This is a genomic window from Streptomyces regalis (assembly GCF_001509475.1).
Lineage (GTDB): Bacteria > Actinomycetota > Actinomycetes > Streptomycetales > Streptomycetaceae > Streptomyces > Streptomyces regalis.
The window spans coordinates 1-6,410 of record NZ_LLZG01000128.1 but is presented as its reverse complement, the minus strand read 5'-3'; the positions used below and the strand labels follow the sequence as shown (position 1 = coordinate 6,410).

The following is a 6,410-nucleotide window of genomic DNA, read 5'->3' as shown; positions in this document are numbered from 1 at the left end:
GACACCGCGCCTGGCCCCAACCCACCCGCACCGGCACCCAAGCTATCCGCATCCAGCGCCCTCAACCCGCAGAACCGTAAAGCAACAGCATTGGCCCTAGGGCTCCGAGTTCTGCAGGGCGAGGTCATCACTGGGGTCGGCCGTCCCCGTCCGTTCGGTGTCGCCGTTGTGGTGTTTGGCGCGCTGGATCTGCTCGTAGACGTGCGAGCGCAGTTCCGCGAAGCGGGTGCTGGAGCGGGTGTGCAACTGGTCGCGTTCGTCGGGGAGGTCGATGGTCAGGTCCTCCTGCACCACCGTCGGTGACGCGGACAGGATGATGGTGCGCTGGCCGAGGTAGACGGCTTCGTCGATGTCGTGGGTGACGAACAGTACGGTAACCCCGAGTTCGTGCCACAACCGCCGGATGAGGTCCTCCAGTTCGGCGCGGGTCTGGGCGTCGACGGCCGCGAAGGGTTCGTCCATGAGCAGGACCTTCGGCTCGAACGCGACGGCGCGGGCGATGGCGACGCGCTGCTGCATGCCGCCGGAGAGCTGCCAGGGGTGGGCGTGGTGGGCGTCGGCCAGGCCGACCACCTCCAGGGCGTGTTCGACGAGTTCCCGCTCACGGGCCTTGCCGAGCTTCTTGCGGCGCAGCGGAAGGGCGACGTTGTCGCGCACGTTCATCCAGGCGAACAGCGAGCGGCCGTACTCCTGGAAGACCACCGCCATGCCTGGAGGTGGCCCGCTGACCGGCCGGCCGTCCAGCATCACTTCGCCGCGGGTGGGGGTGAGCAGGCCGGCCATGCACTTCAGCAGGGTCGTCTTGCCGCAGCCGGACGGGCCGACGAGGCACACCAGCTCGCCGGCGTCGATGTGAAACGTCAGGTTCCGCAGTGCTTCGACGTTGCGGTTGCGTCCGGTGTAGGTCTTCTGCAGGTTGCGTACGTCGAGCATCGACGTCTCCTTGTCAGGGGGTGCGCTGGGCGCGGCGCAGGCCGTGGTACCAGGCCAGGGCCCGGTTCTCGGCGAGGCGGAAGAGCAGTGACAGAACGAACCCGAGCAGGCCGAGCAGCAGCACACCGCTCCACATCTCGGGAATGGCGAACGACCGCTGGAACTGCACGATCGTGAAGCCCAGGCCGTTGCTGGCGGCGAACATCTCGCTGATGACCATGAGGATGATCCCGATCGACAGCGACTGCCGCATGCCCGTGACGATCTGCGGGCTCGCCGAGCGCAGCACCAGGTGCCACAGGCGGGCGGGGCCGTCGATGCCGTACGAGCGGCAGGTGTCGCTGAGCACCTCGTCCACGGCACGGACGCCTTCGACCGTGTTCAGCAGGATCGGCCACAGGCAGCCGCTGACGATGACGATGATCTTCATGGTGTCGCCGATGCCCGCGAACAACATGATCACCGGTACGAGCACGGGTGGCGGGACGGCCCGGAACAGCTCCAGGACCGGTTCCAGGACATCCCGTACGATGCGGCTCAGACCGACCAGCAGCCCCAGTCCGACCCCGGTGACGACGGCCAGGAGGTAGCCCGCGCCGAGCCGGAGCAGACTGGGCAGGACGTCCGACTCCAGCCGCGCGCCCGTCCAGACCTCCCCGAATTTCTGCAGGATGACGGACAGCGGCGGAACGTAGAAGTCGGTGCTGCCGGCGGTGGCGAACCACCACACGGCGAACAGGGCCGCGGGCAGGCCCAGCACCAGCGAGACCCGCTTTCCCACGGTGAGGACGGTCGTCCGGAACATCCTGTCACCCCTCCCTGCGCACGGACGGGTGCCAGTGCAGCGCCCGACGCTCGACGGCCCGCGCCATGAGGTTGACGGCGACCCCCAGCAGCCCGGTGACCAGGACCAGGGCGTATACCTGCGGCACGGCACCGGAGGTCTGTGCGATGGCGATCTCGTGGCCCAGGCCCGGGGCTCCGATGACGAGTTCGGCGGTGATGGTGAGCACCAGCGCGACGGTGGCGGCCAGCCGCACACCCGTCATGACGTACGGCAGCGCGGTGGGCCACATCACGTACCGCACCCGCCCCCAGCCGCCCAGCCGGTAGCTGCGGGCGGTGTCCTCGGCGACCGGGTCGACGTCCTGCGTCCCGGCCAGCACCTGGACGAGCACCTGCCAGAACGAGGCGTAGACCACCAGCAGGAGCACCGACCTCAGATCGGTGCCGTAGAGCAGCACCGCCACCGGGATCAGCGCCACGGACGGGATCGGACGCAAGAACTCGATCGTGGAGGCGGTCACCGCCCGCAGGACGGGCACGGAACCGATCACGATTCCGGCCACCAGCCCCGCCGCTACGGCGATGGCCAGGCCCAGGCCCCATCCGGTCAGGGTGTCACCGAGGGCGGTCCAGAAAGCGTCCTCGGCGAGCAGGTGCCAGAGGGCCCTGGCCATCTCCGAAGCGGGCGGGAGGTAGTCGCCGGACACCAGGCCGCTGTGCGGCAGCACTTGAAGGACCACCACCAGGCCGGCCAGACCGGCCAGGCCCCGCAGCGGAGCGGCGGCGCCGCCCAGGCGGCGCGGGTTTCGGGCAGCGCCGGGACCGGTGTCGGTCCCGGCGGGCTTCGTCGTCACGGACGTGGTTGCCGACGGTGTCATGAGAACAGCGCGTTCAGGTCCGGCTTCTTGCCACCGAAGATGCCGTCCTGCTCGCCGAGCGAGGCCAGCTTCTGCAGCGAGGCCATGTCGATCTCCGTCGGCCAGGTAGGCAGGGTGAGCTCCTTCAGCACCGGGCCACTGATCTTGGTGTAGCTGGTGAGCATCTGGCGTGCCTCGTCCGGGTGTTGGGAGGCGTATTCCAGTGACTCGGTCATGGCCGCGGTGAACTTCTTCACCAGGTCGGGCTTCTGCTCCAGGAGCTTCGTGGAGGTGAAGTACGTCGCCACGGTGAGCTTCGGATCGGTCTCGGCGAAGGGTGAAGCGACGACACGAGCGCCCTGGCCCTTGGCGATGGTCAGCGCGGGCTCGCCCATCCAGGCGGCGTCGACCTGTCCGCCGTCCAGTGCGGCCGGCATCTGGTCGAACGGCATCTCGACGAACTTGACCTTGGAGGGGTCGCCACCGGCCTTGCGCACCGACTCGCGAACGGTGGTGTCCCCGATGTTCTGAAGGGTGTTGACCGCCACGTTCTTGCCGACGAGGTCCTTGGCGGACTTGATCGAGCTGTCCTTCTTGACGGCGACTCCGGTGACATCGGCCCCGACCTTGCCGTTGGTGGCCACTCCGTTGACCACGGACTTGATCGGCACGCCCTTGGTCTGAGCGATCATCAAGGAGGTGACATTGCTGAACCCGAACTGGAACTGACCGCTCACCACACCGGGGACGATGGCCGCACCGCCCTGCGCGGTCTCCATCTTCAGATCGATGCCGTGCTTGGTGAAGAAGCCCTTCTTCTGCCCCAGATAGAGCGGGGTGACATCCACGATGGGGATGACGCCGACCTTGACCTGCGTGGTCCCGCCGCCGGAGGAGGCCGAGTCACTGGCCCCGGACGACGAGGATCCACATCCGGCCGCGGCCACGACCGTCGCCAACGTGACGGCAAGCCCAAAAACGCGCCTTTGCATAGGGCCCCTCCTGAGGGAGCAATGCGTGCGCCAAGCGCACAAATTTTCGTGTGCCGAACACAACAGGCCGGACGCTAGGCCCCCGCCCGCACCGAGGTCAAGAGGCGGTACGGCAGCGGTTACGGAGGCTTGGCTTTCCGGCGTACGGCATCGGCGGACACGCGACCGGGACCCTCAGCATCCGGTTCGCGGCGAAGGGTGACAGCGGGCCAGGGTCGCCATGGCCGACCGGTCATCACCTGGCCGACCATGGAGCGAAGCAATCCCGACGTGGCCGGGCTACGCCGCCGTCAGAGGCAGCGGGGCGAAGACGTGGTGTTCCCAGATGCGGCGGGCGGCCTCTTCCGGGTACCTGGTGACCGTCGGTTCGGCGTCGAGGAGTTGGACGAGGCGGCGCTCGGCGTCGTACGCGGGCCAGCCCGGGTCGCCCGTGGCGGCGAAGGCGGTCCAGGCGGAGCGGAAACGGGCGGAGAGCGCCTCGGTCTCGGGCGAGGGCACGGGCCCGGTCAGCATGGCGCCGAGGCCGCCGTACACACCGAAGGTCAGGGGTACGTCGAGTCCGTGACAGGCGCCCAGAACGCCGCCGTTGGCGGGTGCGGCCCAGGTCAGCTCGTACACGTGCGCCCGGCCGCCGCCCGCCACCTGCGCCTCCGCCAGGTGAAGGGAGGGCATCCGGAACAGCCAGTCGGACTGGACCAGTTCGAACAGGTACTCCGACGGGGCGTCCGGGAACGCTGCACGGTAGGTCTGTTCGCCGTCGGGTGCCGGTCCGAACAGGCCCAGCGCCATCGAGGCCAGGGCCTCGTCCACCCGTCCGAGCAGCCCACCGAGCATGAGGAAGAGACGGTACTCGTCCCGGTTGTGCCCGGCGATCAGCTCCACGTCCCGCGCGGCGCCGCTCGTGAGTGCCTGCCACGGGGTGGTGGGCAGGACATCGCCGTCGACGACGGGCGAGAAGGGGGTCGGGGTCAGAGCGACCGGGCCCCAGCGGTCGACGTACCCGCGCATCCCGGCGGTCAGTGCGGCTCCTGCCTCGGGCAGCTTGCGCGGGTCCACACCGGACAGATCTGCGACCGTCGGGCGCAGCCCCAGCCCGCCGGCCAGGGCTTCGGCGATGTCACCGGCCAGCGCGGCGGAGAAGAACGTACCCGGCACACTCTGGGCGATGGCCCGCCGGAACAGACCCCGCGCACGCGGCATGGCCATCAGCGCGGCGACGGACCCGGCGCCCGCGGACTCGCCGAAGACGGTGACCTGGTCGGGATCGCCGCCGAAGGCGCTGATGTTCTCGCGCACCCACTCCAGGGCGGCGACCTGGTCGAGCAGTCCGCGGTTCGCGGGTGCGCCGTCGATCAGGGCGAACCCCTCGATCCCGACTCGGTAGTTGAGGGTGACCACGATCAGGTCACCGTCGCGGGAGAGACGACTGCCGTCGTAGGCCGGGTCGTCGGCGGAGCCGAACTTGTAGGCGCCACCGTAGATCCACACCATCACCGGCCGTCGTGCGTCCGGGTCCGTCTCCGGCGTCCAGACGTTGACCGTGAGCCAGTCGTCACCGGCCGGAAGGCCGGCGGGGAGTTCCACCTCGGGGCCCATCGGCTCCTGCGGGGGCGGCGGTCCGAACGCGAACGCCTCACGCACTCCGTCCCAGCGGTCCACCGGTCGCGGCGCCGCGAAACGCGCCGCACCCACCGGGGGCTGGGCGAACGGGATGCCCCGAAAGACCTCCAGGCCACCCTCGCGGCGACCGCGCACCGCGCCCGCCGCCGTCCTGACCTCAGGAAACTCGCTACTGCTCATCAATGGCTCCTCAAAGGACCGGCTGCCGGGCAGACGGTCCACGCACGGGATGCAAGTCGGGGGACCGAGACGGAATACCGGTCGTTCCCATTGACACCGGCCGACCGTCGTCCGAGACTCATGCTCCCTTGAAGTGAACCATATTTCACTAGGCGAACCGACTTGTCGACAGACTCGCGCTTCGAGGCCCCCCATCTCCAAGGACGCAGATGCTCTCTTCCCCCCACGTCCGCCGCGTCGACTCCCTCGCACACGTTCCGCACGGTGTTCCCTGTGCTGGCCCTGTGATGGCTGACCGTGTTCTTCGACGGCATGGACGTCAACATCTACGGCGCCGTGATGCCCCACATGCTCGTGGGCGCGCTCACGGCCGGAAACCTCACCGACTGGTTGGGCCGACGGCTGACGCTCGTCTCCAGCGTGACGCTGTTCTCCATCGGCTCGGCGATCTGCGCCACGGCGGGAGGGGTCGGACTGTTCGGGTGCGGCCGGTTCATCGCCGGCCTCGGGCTGGGCGGGCTCATACCGCTGTGCCTGGCCATGGCCATGGAGTTCGCACCACCGCACAGAGCCGCCCTCACCACGGGCCTGCTCATGACCTCGTACCACGCCGGCGAGCAACGTCGGGCCGACTGGTGGTGCTGGGTGCGGCTACCAGGCGGCCAGTGAGCCGTCGGTGTTTCGCCAGAGCGGATTGCGCCAGCGGTGGCCGCGTTCGGCGGCGGCGCGGACTGGCGCACACCGGCAGTACCGGGAGGCCACTTGCACCTGTACCGGTAGGGCGGCGTTTCGGGGTCCTGGCAGCGTGAACTGGTAGTCCGGGGTTCAGGATCCGGTGCTGTAGCGGCTGAGCATGAGGGCGACGGCTTCGTCCACGATCGCGGCGTCGGTGGGGTTGGGCGGGACGAAGTCGGTTCGTACGAGTTGAGGCCACAGGAACTGGCTGCAGATCATGCCGAGGAACTGTTCGGCCACTTCGGATGCCGACTGTGGCTGTCCGTCGGCCGAACGGAAGTCGAGTGTGCCGGCCTGGGCTTCGGCT

The 6,410-nt window shown here is 69.0% G+C and carries 7 protein-coding genes; 1 reads left to right on the top strand and 6 read right to left on the bottom strand.

Annotated features, from left to right (window positions below):
* Nucleotides 1-96 precede the first annotated feature (96 nt).
* The 5 genes from ADL12_RS18335 to ADL12_RS18315 form a co-directional block, all read right to left on the bottom strand.
* Nucleotides 97-933, bottom strand: a complete 837-nt coding sequence (locus ADL12_RS18335; protein ID WP_062703738.1) for an ABC transporter ATP-binding protein — start codon at nucleotides 931-933, stop codon at nucleotides 97-99.
* A 13-nt stretch (nucleotides 934-946) separates the two neighbouring features.
* Nucleotides 947-1,738 carry an ABC transporter permease gene (locus tag ADL12_RS18330; protein WP_062703737.1) on the bottom strand — a complete coding sequence of 264 codons (792 nt, stop codon included), beginning with the start codon at nucleotides 1,736-1,738 and terminating at the stop codon, nucleotides 947-949.
* Nucleotides 1,739-1,742: 4 nt separating this feature from the next.
* Nucleotides 1,743-2,513, bottom strand: coding sequence for an ABC transporter permease (locus ADL12_RS18325; RefSeq protein WP_062703739.1), 771 nt, complete (start codon nucleotides 2,511-2,513; stop codon nucleotides 1,743-1,745).
* 80 nt (nucleotides 2,514-2,593) lie between these two features.
* Complete coding sequence (locus tag ADL12_RS18320) at nucleotides 2,594-3,568, bottom strand: ABC transporter substrate-binding protein (protein ID WP_062703736.1); 975 nt, start codon at nucleotides 3,566-3,568, stop codon at nucleotides 2,594-2,596.
* Nucleotides 3,569-3,847: 279 nt separating this feature from the next.
* On the bottom strand, nucleotides 3,848-5,368 hold the full coding sequence (locus ADL12_RS18315; protein WP_062703735.1) for a carboxylesterase/lipase family protein: 1,521 nt from the start codon (nucleotides 5,366-5,368) through the stop codon (nucleotides 3,848-3,850).
* A 297-nt stretch (nucleotides 5,369-5,665) separates the two neighbouring features.
* Here ADL12_RS18315 and ADL12_RS18310 point away from each other — a divergent pair, with 297 nt between their 5' ends.
* On the top strand, nucleotides 5,666-6,037 hold the full coding sequence (locus ADL12_RS18310) for an MFS transporter (RefSeq protein WP_062703734.1): 372 nt from the start codon (nucleotides 5,666-5,668) through the stop codon (nucleotides 6,035-6,037).
* 156 nt (nucleotides 6,038-6,193) lie between these two features.
* Here the strand turns inward: ADL12_RS18310 and ADL12_RS18305 are convergent.
* Nucleotides 6,194-6,410: TetR/AcrR family transcriptional regulator C-terminal domain-containing protein (locus ADL12_RS18305; protein WP_208614562.1), on the bottom strand; the 217-nt coding region annotated here is incomplete at its 5' end.

What these genes read in the sequence shown, in the direction of transcription:
- ADL12_RS18335 (WP_062703738.1), bottom strand. Translation starts at nt 933, where the DNA reads ATGCTCGACGTACGCAACCTGCAGAAGACCTACACCGGACGCAACCGC.
- ADL12_RS18330 (WP_062703737.1), bottom strand. Translation starts at nt 1,738, where the DNA reads ATGTTCCGGACGACCGTCCTCACCGTGGGAAAGCGGGTCTCGCTGGTG.
- ADL12_RS18320 (WP_062703736.1), bottom strand. Translation starts at nt 3,568, where the DNA reads ATGCAAAGGCGCGTTTTTGGGCTTGCCGTCACGTTGGCGACGGTCGTG.
- ADL12_RS18315 (WP_062703735.1), bottom strand. Translation starts at nt 5,368, where the DNA reads ATGAGCAGTAGCGAGTTTCCTGAGGTCAGGACGGCGGCGGGCGCGGTG.